Genomic DNA, 17,424 nt, shown 5'->3' with positions numbered 1-17,424 from the left:
TGAAGCTGACGGCATCTTAAGCGGAAAGGTTTCTTTGCGCCGACACGTCGTCGAGGTCAAGTCCAACGTTGAGCGTTTAACATCGTTACCAGTGGAGGTACTCTCCCACCACAGCGCCTCCGAGTTCGTTGAGGTCGGGTGCGACGACGTTGGCGCCGGAGCGGTTGGCGAGGGCGTCGATAAGCGAAACAAGCCCTGGATCATCCCCGAGGCGGAAGAAGGTGATCTTCGTCCCGCGTTTGGTCACCGAGTCAAGCGCGTCGACCGTGCGCGCGAGCGTGATGCGGTCGGTCGGCCAGTTGAAGTAGGCCTGGCCCCATTCGGTCAGGATAGAGGTCGGCTCGCCGTCGGTGACGATGAGAAGCGTCGGGTCGTAGTCGGCGTGGCGGGTGAAGAACTCGTTAGCGAGAAGCAGCGCGTGCTGCAGGTTGGTGCCCTTTTCCTGCATCGGCGGCAGGGCGGTGAGTTCTTCGATCGTCAGCGTCTGCGCGTAGAGGCCGAAACCGATCAGCGCGAGCTCGTCGCTGCGGAACTGAGTGGTGATGAGGTGGTTCAGCGCTAGCGCGGTCTGCTTCATCGGCGTCCAGCGGCCTTCCATCGCCATGGAAAAGGAGGTGTCCACAAGGAGTGCGACGGCGTTTTTCGTACGCACTTCGGTTTCGACCACTTCGATGTCGTTCACGGTGATCGCGAACGGCTCGCCGCTGGCGGCACTGCGCTGGAGCGCGTTCGTGATGGTCCGGGTGGTGTCCCACGCCTGAGTGTCGCCGAACTCCCAAGGGCGGGTGCCGCCGGTGGGTTCGCCTTGCTGACCGGCGAGACGGGAATCGCGTTGGCCGCGGGATAACTGGGAGGTCGCGCCCTTCAGCAGCTCCTTGCCCAGCATACGCAGCGCTTTCGGGGACAGCTGCAGCGAGCCGGACTCGCCCTTGTTCAACAATCCGGAGTCGTGCAACGCCTTTTCCAAGTCGCGCAGATGCTTAGCGCTGGTGGCGGCGTCAGCGCCCAAGAGGTCGGCGACGTCGTCCAAGTCAATGTCTCCGGGGCGTTCGCCTCCGAGGGTGGCGGCGAGCTCGTCGAGGCGCCCGAGGTCGCGCATCGCGCGGGTGGCTTCGCCGAGGCCCATGCCGCCTGATGCCTCGTCGCCGTCGAACGATTCGGACCCGGTCCAGTCCAGGTCGGGGCGGATGCCGCGCAGGTTCGCATCCAGCTCGCCAACGAGGTTCATCAGCTCCTCCGAACCGAAGGCCTCGGCCGCGAGCTGCATGAGCTCGGCGCGCTGCTCGGGTGTCATGGAGTTGAGCAAGCGCTGGGCTGCCGCCGATCGCTGCGCAAGTAGCTCCACCAACTCCTCGATGTTGCGGGGGTTCTCCGGAAACTGATCCCCGTGCTTGGCCATGAAATCCTGAAAGTCCTGCTCCGTGGCCATGCCGGCGCGATGCTTGCCCAACAGCACGTTGAGATCGCGAAGCATCTCGGCGACGGATGCGCGATCTTCATCGGTAGCACCTTCCAGCGCCTCTTTCATGCCGGCGAAGCGCTGGTCTAAGAGTTCGCGGCCGATGAGGTCTTTGATCTGCTGGTACTTCTCGCGCGCTTCTGAGGAAGCCCAGTCGTAGCCGTTCAGTTCGGTCACCGCCGCCGCGGGGGAGACGGGCAGGTTGTCCAGCGTCATCTCCCGCATTGTGCGGTCGAGATCGTCCATGTCCACGTCGCGGGCGAGTTGGCCGCGTTCGGCGAGCACCGCTTCGTCGAGAAGCTTCTTTGCTTCCCGGAGCGTGCCGCCGAGGTTGGTCTTGTGCAGCAGCTCCTGGCGGCGCTCCGCGATCTGGCGCAGGAAGTCGTCGTAGCCCTCGCGGCGCAGATACTCGCGCATGGCCTGCTCGGTGGAGTAGCCATACATGACGTCGTCGGCAATGGCGCGCACCGCCTTGGTCAGGTCGGGCGGTGGGGCGAGTGGATCCGGGCCCGGGGTGTACCTGCGGTACCTGCGTTGCTTAGCCATAGATGCTCTCACCTTCGCCGGAGTCCTTCGAAATCTTTTGGGTGAGGTAGAGTGCCTCCACCGCGAGCTCGATGGCACTAGCGCGCTCGCCCTCGCTCTCGGCGTTGAATGTCGAAGCAATGTCTTCGTAAAGCGTGCCTTCGAGCTGGGGCAGGCCGTTGAGGAATTCTGCCGCCGTAATGTTTTCTCCAGTGGTGATGAAGGTGGAGCCGTCGAGTGCTTCGATCAGCGGGGTGAAGTCGAGTCCCTTGATCCGGGGGCGAAGAGCTTGAGCCACGGAGTTGCGCAGCAGGTACTCGAGGATGTCCCACTCGCGGCCTTCCTCGCCGTGCTCGAACTCCACCTTGCCGCCGAGCACTTCGACGGCGGCCTCCAGGTCCACTAGGCGCGCGACTGGGGCCTCCCCGGTAATGGCGGCGCGGCGGGCAGCGGAGGCTGCGACTGTCTCGGCGCCGGCGACGGCGAAGCGGGCCGAGACGCCGGCACGTTGGTTCACCGCGTCGGATTCGCGCAGCGCGCGGGTGAACCGGGCGAGGGCTTCCATAATGGTTTGCGGAACATTGGCCGTGAGCTGTGACTCCTGCTCGATGACGCGGATCTCGTCGTCCAGCTCGACGGGGTAGTGGGTGCGGATCTCAGCGCCGAAGCGGTCCTTGAGCGGGGTGATGATGCGCCCGCGGTTCGTGTAGTCCTCCGGGTTCGCCGACGCCACCACCAGCACGTCCAGCGGCAGGCGCAGCATGTAGCCGCGGATCTGGATGTCGGCTTCCTCCATCACGTTGAGCATGGCCACCTGAATACGCTCCGCGAGGTCCGGCAGCTCGTTGATGGCCACGATGCCGCGGTTGGAGCGCGGGATGAGGCCGTAGTGGATAGTTTCCGGGTCGCCCAGGCGGCGGCCTTCGGCCACGCGCATCGGGTCCACGTCGCCGATCAGATCCGCCACGGAGGTGTCCGGGGTGGCCAGCTTCTCGGAGTAGCGGGTCTCGCGCGGGATCCAGACGATGGGCAGCGCGTCTCCTTCATCCTCGACGCGGCGCTTCGTGGCGTCCGTCACCGGGTTCAGGGGGTGTTCGCGCAGCTCGGATCCTTCGACGGCGGGCACGAAGGCGTCCAGAAGCAAAGGAAGCGTGCGAAGCAGGCGGGTCTTGCCCTGGCCGCGCTCGCCGAGCAGCACGATGTCGTGGCCGGCGATGATGGCGCGCTCGACCTGCGGCAACACGGTGTGCTCGAGGCCGTGGAGGCCGGGCCACGGGTTTTCGCCGGCGCGCAGTGTGGCGTTGAGGTTGTCGCGCATCTCTTCGCGCACGGTCTTGTAGGTGTAGCCGGCGGCCTTGAGCTCGCCGAGGGTGGTCATGGATGGCCAGGAGTTGGGCGCTTCAGTCATGCCGGCCAGGGTACGCGGGTTTCCTGGGTGGGTATCCGCGATGGCGTATTATCCCTTCATGGCCACCATCTACCTCATTCGCCACGGCGAGACCCCGACGACCGGAAAAATCCTTCCCGGGCGCGCGCCGGGGCTGCACCTTTCGGAGAGGGGGTGCATGCAAGCCGCGGCTGTGGCCCAGCAACTCGACAGCGTTGACGCGGTGTATTCCTCACCGCTCGAGCGCGCTCGCGAGACCGCTTTACCCACGTGCGAACGGTTCCAAAAAGAACTCGTGTTTGACGGCGGCCTCTTGGAAGCGGATTTCGGCGCATGGACCGGCGAATCCTTGGCCGACCTTGCCACAATGCCCGAGTGGCAGGTCGTGCAGAGGCGGCCCGGGGAGTTCCGCTTCCCTGGCGGCGAGTCGTTCGTGGAGATGCAACACCGCGTCGTAGGTTGCGTGCGCACGATCGCGGCGCGGCACCCGGGCGAGACGGTGGCCTGCTTCACCCACGCCGACCCGATCAAGGCGGCGTTGGCACATTTCACGGGACGGGGGTGGGGTGCGTTCCAGCAAATCCCGGCGGAACCGTGCTCAGTGTCGGAGCTTGAGCTGTGACCGCGAATGAGCTGCTTGAACTACTTCAACACGGCGAGGTCGGTTTCGTAGGCCAGCTCGCGGAGTCTTCGAACCTTACGGTGGTTGTGGACCTCACGCTTGCTCGCGACGGTGACCACGAGGACTCCTGCTGGGGCATCTTCAAGCCTGAGGCAGGAGAGCGTTACCTCCACGATTTCCCGGCGGGGCTGTGGCAGCGCGAGCGGGCTGCGTACCTGCTCAGCGAGTGGTTGGGCTGGGACATAGTGCCGCCCACGGTGGTGCGCGAGGTGGGCCCGCTCGGTGTCGGGTCGTTGCAGCACTACGTGGACAACGACGGCTCCCACTATTTCCCGCTGTACGAGACCCGCCCCGACCTGCATCCCCAGTTACTGCGCATGGCCGTCTTCGACTTGCTGGTGAACAACACGGACCGTAAATCGGGCCACGTTTTGCTCGCGGGTTCACACGCCGCTGACCACGTGTGGGGCATCGACCACGGACTGTGCTTTCACAAGGACCCGAAGTTGCGTACTGTGATCTGGGACTTCGCGCATGAAGCGATCCCATCCGAGCTGGTGGATGCGGTCGAGCCTCTCACGGGGGAGGTGCCGGAGGAGGTGGCGTCATTGTTGACACCGGAAGAGGTGGCGGCATTGAAATCGCGCGCCTCGCGCATCGTGCGCCTGCCGTGGTTGCCCGAGCCCCAGTCCGAGTTTCCTTACCCCTGGCCCCTAGTGTAAGCGCTATTCCCGCGCGGGGTAGCGCACGAGGAGGTCGTCGCCGACCACGGCGCCGTCGTTAAGCGCTGCTTTGTGTATCGACGCACCTTCGGCCCCCAACCCCATCACGTGCTCCACCTCGTCCCCTTGAGCGAGGAGGTGATCGGCGATGATGCGGCGGTGGCAGCGCCACCACACCGCTTCCGAACACATGATGGCGGTCGGCGTGTGAGCAGCGTGCTGGCGCAGTTTCTCCAATGCTGTCGCGAATTCCTCACCCAGGGCGTGGTCGGCGTAGTTGTGAAAGCTGCGGTTCTGCCAGTTGGCGTTGACCTCAAACGGGATCGTCTTGGATACGTTGCGCCGCCCCGCCAGCCCCTCGTTCTTCATGTAGGCGATGCCGTGTGTGGGGAGGTGCTGGGTGAGGGAGTCGTCGTTGAACCACGGGTACTTCCGTGAACCGGTCAGCTTGCGCACATCGACGACTGCCGCGACCCCGGCTGCCTGAAGCATGCGCACGAACTCGTCGAATTCGAGGTTGGAGTGGCCGACGGTGAAGATGCGCATGGGTGCCACCGTACCCCGAACCCGAGGTGCTCTTGAGCGGAGCCGCCTGAATCAGACCCGCTGGGCGAGATCAGGGTAATGTACGACCACTCCGTCACTGTCCACTTCTAATTCGACGTCGACTCAACGTGTTCCGCTTGCGTCTTAGGGGCCTGAGCTTTCAAAAGCCCCAAGCGGCGAATGGTCATCGTGTTCGTGAGCGGGGCAAAGGCCGAGGTCGCAATCCAGCGCGTCTTCCAGGTCTGCTGAACGAACAATTCCGGGGGAGGGCAGATTTGTTGGCGGGGTCCCCTCTTCTTTGGTCTGCGACGACCATACGCTCTGCTCGGACCTGACGAGTTTGAGGCTCCGCTCCCAACCATCGCCTTCAACGTTCACCGTCACATTCTGGGTGGCCCAGTTCTCCGTGGCCTCTAGTGCCCAGGTTGCCTGGTAACCCTCTCCGTGTTGCACTCCGGTGGCCGATAAACCGGCTCCGTGAAACCGAACCGTAGCCTCGTTCTGGATGACGGGGTTGTCGATGTGCACCCACCTGTAGCTACGGTCCATGGTGGTTAGTCTATCGAGAGACCGCGCATGGGAAAGCGGGTAGTCGACTGCAACTGGGCCCGAGAAGAGTGTTGCGGGTTCTGTAGTTTTGCGGGGACGCTGGCTAAAGTCGCGGGTATGAAGCGCTTGTCCATCAGAATAGTGGCGGAGATTGTGGCCTCCGCCGGTGTTGTCCCGCTTGCGTGCGGTGGCCCGCGCCAGAATGACCGTCAGGCGGCGCTTGAGGTCCCCTACGGGAGCAATGGCGGTGCTCGCCAATGACTGAGCACCACACTGCCATCGTCGTCGGCGGTGGCCAGTCCGGTTTAGCCACGGCCTATTATCTGCGGCGCTTCAAAGTGGATTTCCTGGTCCTGGACAACCAGGAAGAAGCTGGCGGAGCATGGTTACACGCATGGCCTTCGCTGACGCTTTTCTCTGCCGCGGGGTTCTCTAATCTGCCCGGCTGGCCTATGCCGCACTACCCGGGGTATCCGCCGGCACACCATGTCATCGACTACCTGGAACACTACGAACAGCGCTACGACATCCCAGTTAGGCGCCCCGTACACGTCCGCAGCGTGTCTTGTGATGGTGGGGTGTTTCATCTGGACACGTCTGCGGGTCAATTCACAGCGGAACACGTTATCGCGGCCACAGGCACGTGGTCCGCGCCCTTCGTGCCCCACTATCCCGGTACCTTCCGCGGACGCCACTGGCACTCGTCGACCTACCCCGGTCCCGAACCATTCCGCGGCGCGAAAATCGCGGTGGTCGGTGGGGCGAACTCGGGTGCCCAGATCGCCGCGGACCTCATCGGGACGTCGGAGGTCACATGGTTCACACGTGAGCAACCGCGCTGGATGCCTGACGACGTCGACGGCCGCGATCTCTTTCTCAACAGCCGCCGCCGGATTCTCGGCGGCGATTCCGGCCCGGACCTCGGGGACATTGTCGCGCTTCCTCGTCTACGTGAGCTCCGCAACTCCGGTCAGCTCACCGCTACCCCCATCTTCGATAGCTTGAGCGAGCTCGACCACGACCACCTGATCTGGTGCACTGGTTTCCGTCCGGCCCTCGGCCCATTCCGCCACCTCATGCGCGGCCGCGAACCTGAAGTGGAGAATCTGCATCTAGTCGGTTACGGCAACTGGACCGGCGACGGATCGGCAACGCTGATGGGTGTGGGGCCTTTTGCCAAACACACCGCCCAGGTAGTCGCGGGCCATGTCGATGAAGCTCGGCATCAAAAGTTTTGAGATGACGCTTGGTCCCTGAGCAGCTCGATCCTTCCAAGATCCGCGTTGGAGAGCCAGCGCGCTGGGCGAAAGTGTGGCTCAGCGCTTCGCTTGCGCAGCCCGCAGGCCGTTCAAGATCACGATGACTTCGGCGACCTCGTGAACCAACACGACGGCGGCCAGGCCCAGCACGCCGCTGATCGCAAGCGGCATCAACACGATGATGATGGCCAGAGACAGCACGATGTTTTGGTTGATGATCCTGCTGCCTCGGCGGGCGTGCTGCAGCGCCTGCGGGATCAGCCGGAGGTCGTGGCCGGTGAAGGCGACGTCAGCGGACTCGATCGCGGCGTCGGAGCCACTAGCTCCCATCGCTATGCCCACCGTCGCGCCCGCTAGTGCCGGCGCGTCGTTGATGCCGTCACCGATCATCGCCGTCGGCGTCTTGGAGGAGAGTTCGGCTACGATGCTCGCCTTGTCCTCTGGGCGAAGCTCGGCGCGCACGTCGTCGATTCCCGCGATTTCAGCCAGTGCCCGGGCGGTGCGAGTGTTGTCACCGGTGAGCATGCTCACTTCCACGTCATTGGCGTGCAGGGTCTGCACGGCTTCGGGCACCTCGGGCCGCAGCTCGTCGCGAACCCCGATCGCCCCGGCAAGGGCGTCATCGACGGTGACCAGTACGCAGGTCTGCCCCTTGGACTCCATGCGCTCAACATCGGCCTTCAGTGGCCCGGCGTCGATCCACCGCGGGCTGCCCACCAGCACCCGTCGACTTTCGACGGTGCCGCCGATGCCATGCCCGGCTTCCTCGCTGATGTCCAGGGCAGCGGGCGCTTCGGGCCTCGCCGCCGCGATCGCCGCGGCGAGGGGGTGCGTCGATTGCTGCTCAACTGCCGCCGCGAAAGTAAGCACCTGCGCCCGATTGAATCCGTCTGCCGGGACCACGCCGGTAACCTCGGGCTGGTTGCGGGTGAGGGTTCCGGTCTTGTCCACCGCTAGGTGACGGATGCCGCCGAGCCGCTCGAACGCTGCGCCGGACTTGATGACCACGCCGAACTGGCTGGCTGCCCCGATCGCGGCCACGACTGTCAGCGGCACGGAGATTGCCAGCGCGCACGGCGATGCTGCGACCAGGACCACCAACGCTCGGGTGATCCACGTCTCGGGGTCGCCCAGCAGCGAGCCGATCACGCCGACTAGCACCGCCAGGATCATCACCCCGGGCACGAGGGGTCGGGCAATCCGGTCGGCGATCCGGGCGCGGTCGCCCTTTTCCGCCTGCGCCTGCTCGACTAGGTCCACGAGTGTGGTCAGCGAGTTGTCCGTTCCAGCTGCGGTCGTCTCGACCTCCAGCGAACCGGCGGAGTTGATCGCTCCCGCGGGCACCTCGTCGCCGGGCGCTACCTCCTCCGGAATGGATTCTCCTGTGATCGCTGAGGTGTCAAGGCTGGAGCGCCCGGACCGAATGATGCCGTCCGTGGCGATCCGCTCGCCGGGGCGCACGAGCATCAGCTCGCCAGCCACGAGGTCCTTCGCGGCGACCTCGACCGCCGTGCCGTTGCGCAGCACCGTCGCGGTTTGCGGTACCAACTTCAACAGTGCCCGCAGTCCGCCCTGGGCCCGGTCCATTGCCTTGTCTTCAAGTGCCTCGGCGATCGAGTATAGGAACGCTAGCGCTGCGGCCTCTCCGACGAAGCCGAGGATCACCGCGCCGACCGCGCTGATCGTCATCAGCAAGCCAATGCCGAGCTTGCGCTTCGTGACAAGATTCCGGATCGCTCCGGGCGCGAACGTATACGCCCCTAGCAGCAGGCCGATCCAGAACAGTATCGTCGCGGGTGTCTCTAGCCCGGACCAGTCCAGCGCCAGGCCTATGCAGAGGGCTACGCCGGAGAAGATCGGCAGTAGCAACTCGGGGTCCTTCCACCATGGCTGATCGAGCTCTTCGATATCCGTGGCGGTTTCGTGTTCGCATCCACACGCCGAGCTCATGCGTCCGCTCCTTTCACGCCGCAGCCGGGCACCGAGCACTCAGGGTCAATGCACGGGGCGTTTTCGTCGACAGCCAACGTCGCGTTCACCAGCGCGTCGAGCGCTGCCGCGAGGTGCGGGTCGGCGATTTCGTAGCGAGTCTTGCGGCCCTCTGGCTCGGCGACGATGATGCCACAATCGCGCAAGCAGGTCAGGTGGTTCGAGACGTTCGAGCGGGTCAGGTCTAGGTCGCGCGCAAGCACGGCTGGGTAGCTCGGACCGTCGAGTAGGGTCATCAGGATTCGGGAGCGCGTCGGATCGGCCATAGCCCGGCCGAGCCGGTTCATGACGTCGAGGCGTGAAGCAATAGTCAGCATGCGCTGAACTATACAGTATTCACTGAACGATTCAACATGCACTGAACTGACATTGAAACGAAGAGCTTGCGACCTGTGGGATTAGTCGATGGGATAGCCGGTAACTGGGCCTTCGCTGTTCGGCCGACAGCCCAGCCTGCGTTTTAAACGTGTTTTAAACGTGCGTTGCTAGCCGGGTACTGTCGCTCGGATCCCTCTAGTGAGACCCGACGGCCAATCGAAGCAGGTCACGTAGTTAGGACTCCGGTTGACGCTGAACGCGGCGCGGCAAGACCACGTTGGGGTAGGTCCGCACGTAGCCAACGGCAATGATGATCAGTGCGGCGAATGCGCCTAAAACTGTCTCAGCGGTGCGGGCCAGCAGCATGGGGGCAACAGGTGCGGCATCGACGGTCTGAACCATGAGCAACGCGGTCGGGGTGATGAAGGTCGCGGCGATCGTGTAATTCCGCGTCACGTACATCTCCGTGAGGTACTGCAGCACGATGATCCACACGACGATCTGCCAGCCGTGCAACGAGTGCGACAGGAGAAAGCCCGCTACGGCGATGCCGGTGAGGGTACCCACCACGCGCTCAATTGCACGGTAATACTGCATTTTGAATCGCGAGTTGACCAAGGGAGCCACCGACGCGACCATCGCCCAGTAGGAGTGGGAGAGGGGGTCGAATAGACTCACGGAAATCAGGCCGAGCGTTCCCGCGATCAGAGGCGAGAAGAAAAACCGGCTGGCTTCCACTGCCAACCGCTGCCACGGGAGTCGCGCAGCATCGGGGGCACGTGTCGGGACTTCGTTCGGCTTCGCGTTGCCTCCGGGTCCCTCGCCAATGAACTGGGAAAGCTGCCCCAGCACGAGACACAGCAACGCTGCACCGCCAGCGATGGCGAAGGCCAACGAGGGGTGCACGGGGTTGCGGACAGACCCGACTGCCGCGACGGAGAAGACCACGAAGACGGAACCAGAAGGCTTCATGTCCGCCGTCAACGCGACCGTCGCCCACAGCGAGGACGCTAACGCCGTGACCACCATGAGTAACCACGGACTCAGGTCGAACCAGGCGATTGTCGCGCCGATTGTGACAGCGAGGGTCAGGGCGATCCCGGCGAGGATGTGGTGCTTCAGCCGTTTTTGGCGGGTTGCGTGCCGGCCATACACGCCGGTGAATGCCCCGAAGTTCGCGTAGATAGCCAGATCGATCCGTCCGAGCGCCAGCAGCGTGAACATCGGGATGGCCACACCGAGGGCCGTGCGGAACGCCGGGATATGGTCGCGTTGAGCAGGCCCCATCTGGAACAGCGGATTGGACGTGGGCAACGGCGACCTCCTCGACACTGACCTAGCCGTGAATTTTGGAACGTGCATCACTGTAACGAGCACCAGCAGCGGTCGCTTGGGCGGACGGGACTGCCCTGATCGCGGACTCGCTAAAGTAAGCGAAAATCACGAATAACACCAACGGCATTGACAATCCGAGAGCACCGAAGACGCATCCGATCTGTGTGCCGAGGTCCTGCTCCTTGAATGTGAACGGTGCGAATTTCACCCCGGTTTTTTCTTTGCTTTGCGGATCTCCAGATCCAGGTTCGGTCCGCTCTTTTTGCGTTTGACCCATTTGCCGCGTTCGTCGCGCCACACCTCCCAGCGCAGGTCGGCCTTAAAAGCCGTGCCCATGAAACCGGAGGTGAATTTGCTGGTCGAATTCGCTCCTTGCTCGGTGCCATGGCGAATGATGCGATCCTCGCGCAAGAAGCCGTCGGGACGGTCGTGCAGGATCTTGACGCGCTCCTCGTCGAAGGCTTCTCTCTCGGTGCCGAATTCTCTGACGATATTGTCCTGGTGGGTTTGGATCACCACGCTCGAAGGTGTCGTCGTGATGGTGAATATCGATCCGAGCAGACGTGGATACAAAGCGTGGGTGAGCGCGACGACGCGTGGACTGCCCCGGAACACCGGCGGCGGACCCTATTGACTCGGATCAGGGTGCGGCTTCTCCGTTACGTCTTCGGCGATATAGATAAGTACGAACGCCACGGCGAAAGCGATGAAAGGTGCCAGTACGATGAGCACGACGAGCCAGTTCATAGGCGGAATTCTATGCAGCTTAGACTGGTAAAATGCGATAAGTAGATGGCGAACGGGCTCGCGCTTAGTGGCGGAGTCCGCGACTAGTTAGAAAGGTCCACGCTCGTGCCTGAGAATTTCGACCCGAGCCAGATACGCGTCGGGGACCCGGAGCGATCCGAGGCGCTGGACCGGCTTGGGGAGCACTTCGCTAATGGTTATCTCGACGTCAACGAGTTCGAGGAACGTACGGGACGGGCAGCAACGGCGCGCACTCGGGCGGATCTATCAGCGCTGTTCGGTGACCTGCCGGGCGGTCAGTCGCAGCAGGCGCCGGTGCCGGCCACAAGAGAAACGGGTTCCACTTTCGCGCACACGACCGCCGAGCAGGACGCCGACCGCGAACTTGAGGAAGTGCTGGAGCGGAAGAAGAAGCTGAACCGTGCACTCGGCATTTTATGGTCGATCACGATGGCAGCGTTCTTCCTCTGGCTCTTCGTTTTTGAGGGCGATTACTTCTGGGTGGTGTTCCCGGTGGCGGGTGTGCTCACCTGGGGCCTGTACGAGTACTACGACATCGGCGACGAAGAAGACGACATGCTCGACAAGATCCTGGAGGAGCGCAGCAAGGAGCGCGCGGAGCGTCTCCGCATCGCGAACCGGCGCCGTAAGGAACTGGGGAAGTAGCTGCCCAGCTACACGTGGAGGCCGCGGGACCGGCGGATGTGCCGGTTCACCAGGGCAGCCACGGTCCCCGCGACGAGGAGCGCGGTGACCACCCACACCGAATACAGACCGAATTCGACGTAGCAGCGGCCGCCGATGAGCGCGCCGCACGCCAGCGACAGCCACAGCGCGAAATTGATCAGCCACGCGCTGTGCGGGCCGCCGAAGAATGCGGCGACGAAGCGCTGTGACATCTTCACCAGGGTGCCCGTCATGTACGTCAGTGAGATGGACACCTCACCGTTGCGCTCGAACGTCGAGTTCATTGCGCCGACGGTGAACGAGAGGCTGTAGACCGCCAGGTCTTCGTGCCCGGTGGCCACCCACACCGACGCGATCGTCGATGTCAGACAGACGAACAGCAAGATCGCCTCGCGGGTTCGGGTGCGCGGAAGGTGGCGGTGCCCGAGCTGGCTGATCAGCGCGCCGATGGCCACGCCGACGAGAAAGAGCATCATCAAGGTGCCGGCTTTGGCGGCGACGTCGAGATGGCCGTCGTTAAGCGCCGCGGTGAGGCGCGTCGTGTTGCCGGACATGAATGACAGGAAATATCCGCCGAGGTACATGAATCCGAGCGCGTCGATGAAGCCCGTGATGGACGACAGATAAACAGCGAGGAGATGCTCGCCCGTGCGGTAACCTTTCATGAGGTCAAGCTATAACACGCGGCCATGAAAGTCGCCGTCGTTGCACGCTTATCGACGACGGCGCTGGCCCCTAGAGCTCCTCCACCCTGCCCCGATCTTGCGCCAAGCTGGCCGCGCCGAGCGGCAGGCTGGTGTCGGAAGGGTGGTGCAGCTCTCCCCACTCGACGATCAATCGGACGCGCTTACCCACGTACGGCTCCCACCGCTCGCTCGAATCGAAGTAGGTTCTGTTGGTTCCGAGGGAGATGATCTCATTGACGTAGGTGTATCCCTGGGGGTTGCCTCCCTTCGGCGCAGTGATTTCGGTGGGCTCATCGAGCACGAGCACGTAGTACCTGTCCGACGGCTTGCTGTAGTCCGGGTTCGGATCCGGCGCGCCCTTTAAGACCTCTTCGGTGGTCTGTTTTTCCACGGTGCCGATGTATGCGGATTCTCCCGGCGCGAGGTCGCTGGACACTTCGTCCTGGGTGTCCTCGTCTGAGTCGTCGTTCTCGCCTGTGTCGCCGTGATCCTCTTCGCCATCGGCAGCGTCGACGGCCTCGGGTTCGTTCTCGTCGCCCGCGCCCTCGACTTCGTCGTCAGGGCCGAGAACCGTGCCGTCGTTGTACTGCGTGACGGTGACGATCTCGACATCGCCGGCAGGTTCCTCCGGCGCCGCCTGGGGAACCTCGGCGGATTCATTGCCGCCGCAGGCTGTGAGAAGCAGGGAGGCACCGGTGATGACGCTGGTAAAACGCGTGGCACGGCGTCGGGAAGTCATGCTGCTCAAAGTAGCACGATTCAGACACACCGGAGGGGTCGGCTCAGGCTGGTTGCATGCCGGTTAGCTGAGCGCTGTGGATTTAGATTGCATCGTTTCCGCATTGACCAAAACTGACCTGGGGTTCTGTCGAGCAGGTCCTGGCCAAAATGAAAGTAGATCCAAGCGGTGCCTTGGGCTTGCCGCGGCGAGACAGGACATGCCGGCGTCGGGACGGGGCTTGCCGGGGCACGCATCGGGTGACATCTGCCAACAGGCTCATCCCACGAGCTCGAAGGAGATCGGCTCGCTTTCGACACCGTTGACCACCACGGAAACGGCGTGCGTACCGGGGTAGAGAGTTCGGGTGCTGGTGACAGCGAATGAGTGACGCTTGACCAGGTCGCGTTCTTCGCCGGGGGCGAGGGTGAGCCGGCCGAGGCGGAAGGTGGTGGGGCGGTGGGTTCCGTTCTTCTTGAGGAAGTGGACGCGGTAGTCGACAAGAATGTCGCGGGGTTCATCTGAAGCATTGACCACACGCGCGGTGAGCTCGGATTTCTCACCGACCGCAACACGGGGCGGGAAAGCTGCGGATACCAGCTGAATGTTGTCGGTGGCGGCAAAGCCGACGGTAGCGAGGGCGGCGGGGTCGCCCTGCCTGATCAATCCGCGCAGGCCGCGCTCAGCGACCCAGGTGACCTCCGGGGACGGGGTCTCGGCGAGCCAGCGCTCGGCGGTGGCGACGGCGAGTAAAGGGTGGGTGCGCGCGATGTCGTTGAGGTTATTGGCTACGGAGGTGCGCACATATAAAGAGGTATCTGCGTAGAGGCGGTCCAGCACCGGAATTATAGGTGCAGAATCATCCAGAAACGGGCGGTGAACGGGGGCCCAGGGGAGGCGGGGGCGGATGCCTTCCGTCGATAAGCGGCGCACGTTGTGGCTAGTCGAGCGCGACCATTCCTCGACGCGTTCCATGGTGAGCGCGGGGTAGTGCGTAAGGTACGGGCGCACGGCCCACTCGCCGGTGAATGCGCGGGTGAGTGCCTCGATCGCGTCGAGCGAGAGGGACGGATCGTCGAGCCCATAATCCTCGATGTAGCGGCTCACGGGCCAGAGGTGGAAGGCGTGGTTGAAGTAGCCTTCGCCTTCCGCGAGTTCGGGGCCGAGCTTATCGACGATCGCCGCCACCGCTTCCCCGTAATCCGCGGGAAGACGGTCGCGCAAGCCCCGGGCGAAGACGCCGACGCGGTCCTTGATCTCTAGGTCGTCGACTCTCTGGGCGACCCAGGCGGCGTACTCGTCGCCGTCGATGCCCAGCTGCTCACCGAGCATGCGGGCGGTGTCGGCGTTGAAGAAGTACTTCATCTTCATGGCGGTCATTCTACGGGTGCGTTTCCCCGTGTATCGGGGATCCCTGGAGTAATGCAGGGGTGCGAACTTGGCGGTAGAGCACCACCGATAAGAAAGTCGAAAAAATTTCGACGGACCCGGTGAAATCGCTGATTTTTTGGTTACTCCGTACTATATTCCTCTACAAAGTAATCTGAATCACCCCTTGTGGCGAATGTGTTTCGGCGCAAAGTGTTGTGGTTTGGGCTACGAAAGTCGATGAGAAATGGGGTACTTCGTTGAGTACGAAAGTCACCGGTGCAGATTCTCCGCGGGCAGAACGCGGCGATAGGAAACTGGGGGCGCTTGAGCGTCTCCTGATGTGGCGGCCGTTCTCCACGGTCGCGCGCACGTTGATCATCCTCGCGTTGGTCTTCCCGTTGCTGTTCGCGGGACTGTTCATGTGGGCGATGTGGGATCCGACAGGTTCGGTGCCGGACACCAAGCTCGCGGTGGTGAACAACGACAAGGGCGTTGACCGTGGAGAGGGCGCCGGACTGGAGAAATTCGGCGAAAGTGTCGTAGAAGGCCTGACCAGCCGGGACTATCTCGACTTCAGCGAGGTCAGCTCTGAGGAGGCGGACAAGGGCCTGAAAACGGGCAAGTACCTGTTCACCGTGACCATTCCGGAAGACTTCTCCAAGAACGTGGTCACCGTCATCGACCCGGAGCCGAAACAGGCGAATATCCTGGTCGATTTCAACGACTACAACGGCACGAACGGTGCTGTGCTCACCGCCGGCCTCGTCCCGCAGATCCAGCCGAGGTCCGTGCAGAGGTTGCTAAAACCTACGCCGAAGAGGTTCTCGGCGGCCTCAACGAGCTCGGCGACGGAATCCGCGCCGCGGCCGACGGCTCCGAGCAACTCGATGACGGCGTGGGGCAGCTCAAAGACGGCGGCGATCGCGCGGTCGACGGCATCAACCAGCTCGATGACGGTGCGCACGAGCTGCACGACGGCACAGGCCAGCTCGTCGACGGCACCGGCGAGCTCAACGACGGTGTCGGCGAGCTCCGCGACGGGTCCGTGCGCCTGCAAGACGGTGCCCAGCAGCTCAACGACGGCCTCTACCAGCTCGAGGACGGCACTGACCAGCTCGCGGATGGTGCCCGACAGATTGACGAGGGCGTCAACAAGCTAACAGACATGCTGATCCCGCTGCTGGAGAATGTGCAGGGTGGTGTGGGCCAGCTCAAACCGATCGTGGACACGTTGCGCCAATTCGGCCTGCACGCGGAGGCGGACAAGCTCGACGGCATCGTCAGCCAGCTCGACCCGGAGAACAAGGACAACGTTGTCAACGATCTCAACCGGCTGCGCGACGGTACGGGCGAGGTCTACGCGAACCTCTCCGACCCGGAGCTGCCCTACCGCAACGGCCTGAACCGCCTGATCGACGGTTCTGACCAGCTCGTCGACGGCACCGACCAGCTCGCCGACGGCACGTCTCGCCTCCAGGATGGCGCCAACCGCCTCAACGACGGCGCGAACGAGCTGCACGACGGCACCAGCCGCTTGACCGACGGCACAAGCCAGCTTGTCGACGGCGGCGGGCAGCTCTCCGACGGCATCAACAAGCTCAAGGACGGTTCCGAGGAGTTGTCCACCAAGCTCGGTGAAGGTGCTGACCGCGCGCCGACGGTGAAGAACATGGATAAGTCCACCGAGCAGATTGCGGTGCCGATCATCTTCGACGAGGCCAACCTCCACCCGACGCAGGTTGAGGTCGATCCGGAGAACCCGACGAAGAAGGAGCCGTCGAGCGGCTTCTCCATCCTCGCCCTGATCGTGATCAACTTCCTGCTCATGGCAGTTGTGTCCATCCTTCTGCCGCACGCGATCGGTCGCCGCCAGAAGGCATCCGGTGCCGCCGGCCCGGTGATGAGCGCCTGGCTGCGCATGTTCGGTATCAACGTGGCGCTGAGCGCCCTGCTCGGGTTCGTGTCCATCACCCTTGGCTGGCGTCCGGAAAACTGGTTCGTGATCGGCGCCGCAATACTGCTCATCGACATCGCCGGAACATCGATCTTTCAGTTCTTCCGGATCCTGTTTGGCCGCGTGATCGGCGCGATGTTCAACATCGGATTCTTCGCGCTGGGCCTGTTCGTCTCCGGTGCAGTCTGGCCGCTGTCCACGCTGCCCGCACCGCTGGCATTCATGAACCCGCTGCACCCGATGAGCCATGCGCGAAACTTGTTTGTCCGCTCCGTCGACGGTATCTACGACAGCACGTTCTGGATCGGCCTCACGGTCCTGCTGGTGTTCAGCGTCGCCGCTGTGGGCATGTCCATCCTCATCTACGACGCGCGCCGCAGGTCGCTGTTCATCGATGATCCGAACGAGAACGACCACGAGCGCGAGAAATACGAACGTGAAGTCCATGAGGGCGAGGAGCCACTGCAGTCGGTGTTCTCCCGCTAGGCATTCCAGTACCGCCAGCCCTTCCAGCCCTGGTCTCCTGAGCCCCCTGAGCCCCCGAGCTAAT

16 protein-coding genes and 1 pseudogene are annotated in these 17,424 nt (G+C 63.4%); 6 read left to right on the top strand and 11 right to left on the bottom strand.

Annotation, left to right across the window (positions count from 1 at the left end; genetic code table 11):
* Positions 1-85: 85 nt before the first annotated feature.
* Together QYR03_RS03990 and QYR03_RS03985 are read right to left on the bottom strand one after the other, a co-directional pair.
* Entirely contained in the window at positions 86-2,005 is a 1,920-nt protein-coding gene (locus QYR03_RS03990; protein ID WP_301713001.1) for a VWA domain-containing protein, read from the bottom strand.
* Positions 1,998-3,392 (bottom strand): magnesium chelatase, encoded by a 1,395-nt coding sequence (locus QYR03_RS03985; protein ID WP_301713002.1) that lies wholly within the window; start codon positions 3,390-3,392, stop codon positions 1,998-2,000. Before QYR03_RS03985 ends, QYR03_RS03990 begins: the two co-directional genes overlap by 8 nt.
* Positions 3,393-3,450: 58 nt before the next feature.
* Between QYR03_RS03985 and QYR03_RS03980 the strand changes: the two genes are divergently transcribed.
* A complete protein-coding gene (locus QYR03_RS03980; RefSeq protein ID WP_301713003.1) occupies positions 3,451-3,993 on the top strand; it encodes a histidine phosphatase family protein in 543 nt (180 codons plus the stop codon).
* A complete protein-coding gene (locus QYR03_RS03975) occupies positions 3,990-4,715 on the top strand; it encodes an SCO1664 family protein (protein WP_301713004.1) in 726 nt (241 codons plus the stop codon). Before QYR03_RS03980 ends, QYR03_RS03975 begins: the two co-directional genes overlap by 4 nt.
* 3 nt (positions 4,716-4,718) lie before the next feature.
* Here the strand turns inward: QYR03_RS03975 and QYR03_RS03970 are convergent, their stop codons facing one another.
* Positions 4,719-5,261, bottom strand: coding sequence for a DUF488 family protein (locus QYR03_RS03970; protein WP_301713005.1), 543 nt, complete (start codon positions 5,259-5,261; stop codon positions 4,719-4,721).
* Between the two features lie 144 nt (positions 5,262-5,405).
* Positions 5,406-5,810, bottom strand: coding sequence for a putative glycolipid-binding domain-containing protein (locus QYR03_RS03965; protein WP_301713006.1), 405 nt, complete (start codon positions 5,808-5,810; stop codon positions 5,406-5,408).
* A 257-nt stretch (positions 5,811-6,067) separates the two neighbouring features.
* Between QYR03_RS03965 and QYR03_RS03960 the strand changes: the two genes are divergently transcribed.
* Positions 6,068-7,048 (top strand): NAD(P)-binding domain-containing protein, encoded by a 981-nt coding sequence (locus QYR03_RS03960; protein WP_301713007.1) that lies wholly within the window; start codon positions 6,068-6,070, stop codon positions 7,046-7,048.
* Between the two features lie 78 nt (positions 7,049-7,126).
* Here QYR03_RS03960 and QYR03_RS03955 read toward each other — a convergent pair whose 3' ends face one another.
* From QYR03_RS03955 to QYR03_RS03940, 4 genes are all read right to left on the bottom strand, one after another.
* The gene (locus QYR03_RS03955; protein WP_301713008.1) at positions 7,127-9,019 is read right to left on the bottom strand and encodes a cation-translocating P-type ATPase; all 1,893 of its coding nucleotides are present in this window, start codon (positions 9,017-9,019) and stop codon (positions 7,127-7,129) included.
* Entirely contained in the window at positions 9,016-9,375 is a 360-nt protein-coding gene (locus QYR03_RS03950) for a helix-turn-helix transcriptional regulator (RefSeq protein WP_259901270.1), read from the bottom strand. The genes QYR03_RS03955 and QYR03_RS03950 overlap by 4 nt, the downstream gene beginning before the upstream one ends.
* 235 nt (positions 9,376-9,610) lie before the next feature.
* Complete coding sequence (locus QYR03_RS03945) at positions 9,611-10,690, bottom strand: FUSC family protein (protein ID WP_259851325.1); 1,080 nt, start codon at positions 10,688-10,690, stop codon at positions 9,611-9,613.
* A 225-nt stretch (positions 10,691-10,915) separates the two neighbouring features.
* Positions 10,916-11,230 carry a hypothetical protein gene (locus QYR03_RS03940; RefSeq protein WP_301978871.1) on the bottom strand — a complete coding sequence of 105 codons (315 nt, stop codon included), beginning with the start codon at positions 11,228-11,230 and terminating at the stop codon, positions 10,916-10,918.
* Between the two features lie 333 nt (positions 11,231-11,563).
* Here QYR03_RS03940 and QYR03_RS03935 point away from each other — a divergent pair, with 333 nt between their 5' ends.
* Positions 11,564-12,124 (top strand): DUF1707 domain-containing protein, encoded by a 561-nt coding sequence (locus QYR03_RS03935; RefSeq protein ID WP_259851327.1) that lies wholly within the window; start codon positions 11,564-11,566, stop codon positions 12,122-12,124.
* Positions 12,125-12,132: 8 nt separating this feature from the next.
* Here the strand turns inward: QYR03_RS03935 and QYR03_RS03930 are convergent, their stop codons facing one another.
* The 3 genes from QYR03_RS03930 to QYR03_RS03920 form a co-directional block, all read right to left on the bottom strand.
* A complete protein-coding gene (locus QYR03_RS03930) occupies positions 12,133-12,810 on the bottom strand; it encodes a YoaK family protein (protein ID WP_301713010.1) in 678 nt (225 codons plus the stop codon).
* A 70-nt stretch (positions 12,811-12,880) separates the two neighbouring features.
* Positions 12,881-13,570, bottom strand: coding sequence for a hypothetical protein (locus tag QYR03_RS03925; RefSeq protein WP_301713011.1), 690 nt, complete (start codon positions 13,568-13,570; stop codon positions 12,881-12,883).
* A 258-nt stretch (positions 13,571-13,828) separates the two neighbouring features.
* A complete protein-coding gene (locus QYR03_RS03920) occupies positions 13,829-14,920 on the bottom strand; it encodes a hypothetical protein (protein ID WP_301713012.1) in 1,092 nt (363 codons plus the stop codon).
* 338 nt (positions 14,921-15,258) lie between these two features.
* Between QYR03_RS03920 and QYR03_RS03915 the strand changes: the two are divergent.
* Positions 15,259-15,642: pseudogene (locus tag QYR03_RS03915) on the top strand (YhgE/Pip family protein); the annotation flags it as partial.
* Between the two features lie 173 nt (positions 15,643-15,815).
* Positions 15,816-17,360: an ABC transporter permease gene (locus QYR03_RS03910; protein ID WP_301713013.1), complete on the top strand. Its 1,545-nt coding sequence runs from the start codon at positions 15,816-15,818 to the stop codon at positions 17,358-17,360.
* Positions 17,361-17,424: the final 64 nt, after the last annotated feature.

This window comes from Corynebacterium sp. P4-C1 (genome assembly GCF_030503595.1).
Lineage (GTDB): Bacteria > Actinomycetota > Actinomycetes > Mycobacteriales > Mycobacteriaceae > Corynebacterium.
Note: the sequence above shows the minus strand (reverse complement) of the source record. Positions and strands in the feature narration are given on the sequence as shown.

What these genes read in the sequence shown, in the direction of transcription:
- QYR03_RS03970 (WP_301713005.1), bottom strand. Translation starts at nt 5,261, where the DNA reads ATGCGCATCTTCACCGTCGGCCACTCCAACCTCGAATTCGACGAGTTC.
- QYR03_RS03955 (WP_301713008.1), bottom strand. Translation starts at nt 9,019, where the DNA reads ATGAGCTCGGCGTGTGGATGCGAACACGAAACCGCCACGGATATCGAA.
- QYR03_RS03965 (WP_301713006.1), bottom strand. Translation starts at nt 5,810, where the DNA reads ATGGACCGTAGCTACAGGTGGGTGCACATCGACAACCCCGTCATCCAG.
- QYR03_RS03985 (WP_301713002.1), bottom strand. Translation starts at nt 3,392, where the DNA reads ATGACTGAAGCGCCCAACTCCTGGCCATCCATGACCACCCTCGGCGAG.
- QYR03_RS03930 (WP_301713010.1), bottom strand. Translation starts at nt 12,810, where the DNA reads ATGAAAGGTTACCGCACGGGCGAGCATCTCCTCGCTGTTTATCTGTCG.
- QYR03_RS03950 (WP_259901270.1), bottom strand. Translation starts at nt 9,375, where the DNA reads ATGCTGACTATTGCTTCACGCCTCGACGTCATGAACCGGCTCGGCCGG.
- QYR03_RS03980 (WP_301713003.1), top strand. Translation starts at nt 3,451, where the DNA reads ATGGCCACCATCTACCTCATTCGCCACGGCGAGACCCCGACGACCGGA.
- QYR03_RS03960 (WP_301713007.1), top strand. Translation starts at nt 6,068, where the DNA reads ATGACTGAGCACCACACTGCCATCGTCGTCGGCGGTGGCCAGTCCGGT.
- QYR03_RS03990 (WP_301713001.1), bottom strand. Translation starts at nt 2,005, where the DNA reads ATGGCTAAGCAACGCAGGTACCGCAGGTACACCCCGGGCCCGGATCCA.
- QYR03_RS03925 (WP_301713011.1), bottom strand. Translation starts at nt 13,570, where the DNA reads ATGACTTCCCGACGCCGTGCCACGCGTTTTACCAGCGTCATCACCGGT.
- QYR03_RS03920 (WP_301713012.1), bottom strand. Translation starts at nt 14,920, where the DNA reads ATGAAGATGAAGTACTTCTTCAACGCCGACACCGCCCGCATGCTCGGT.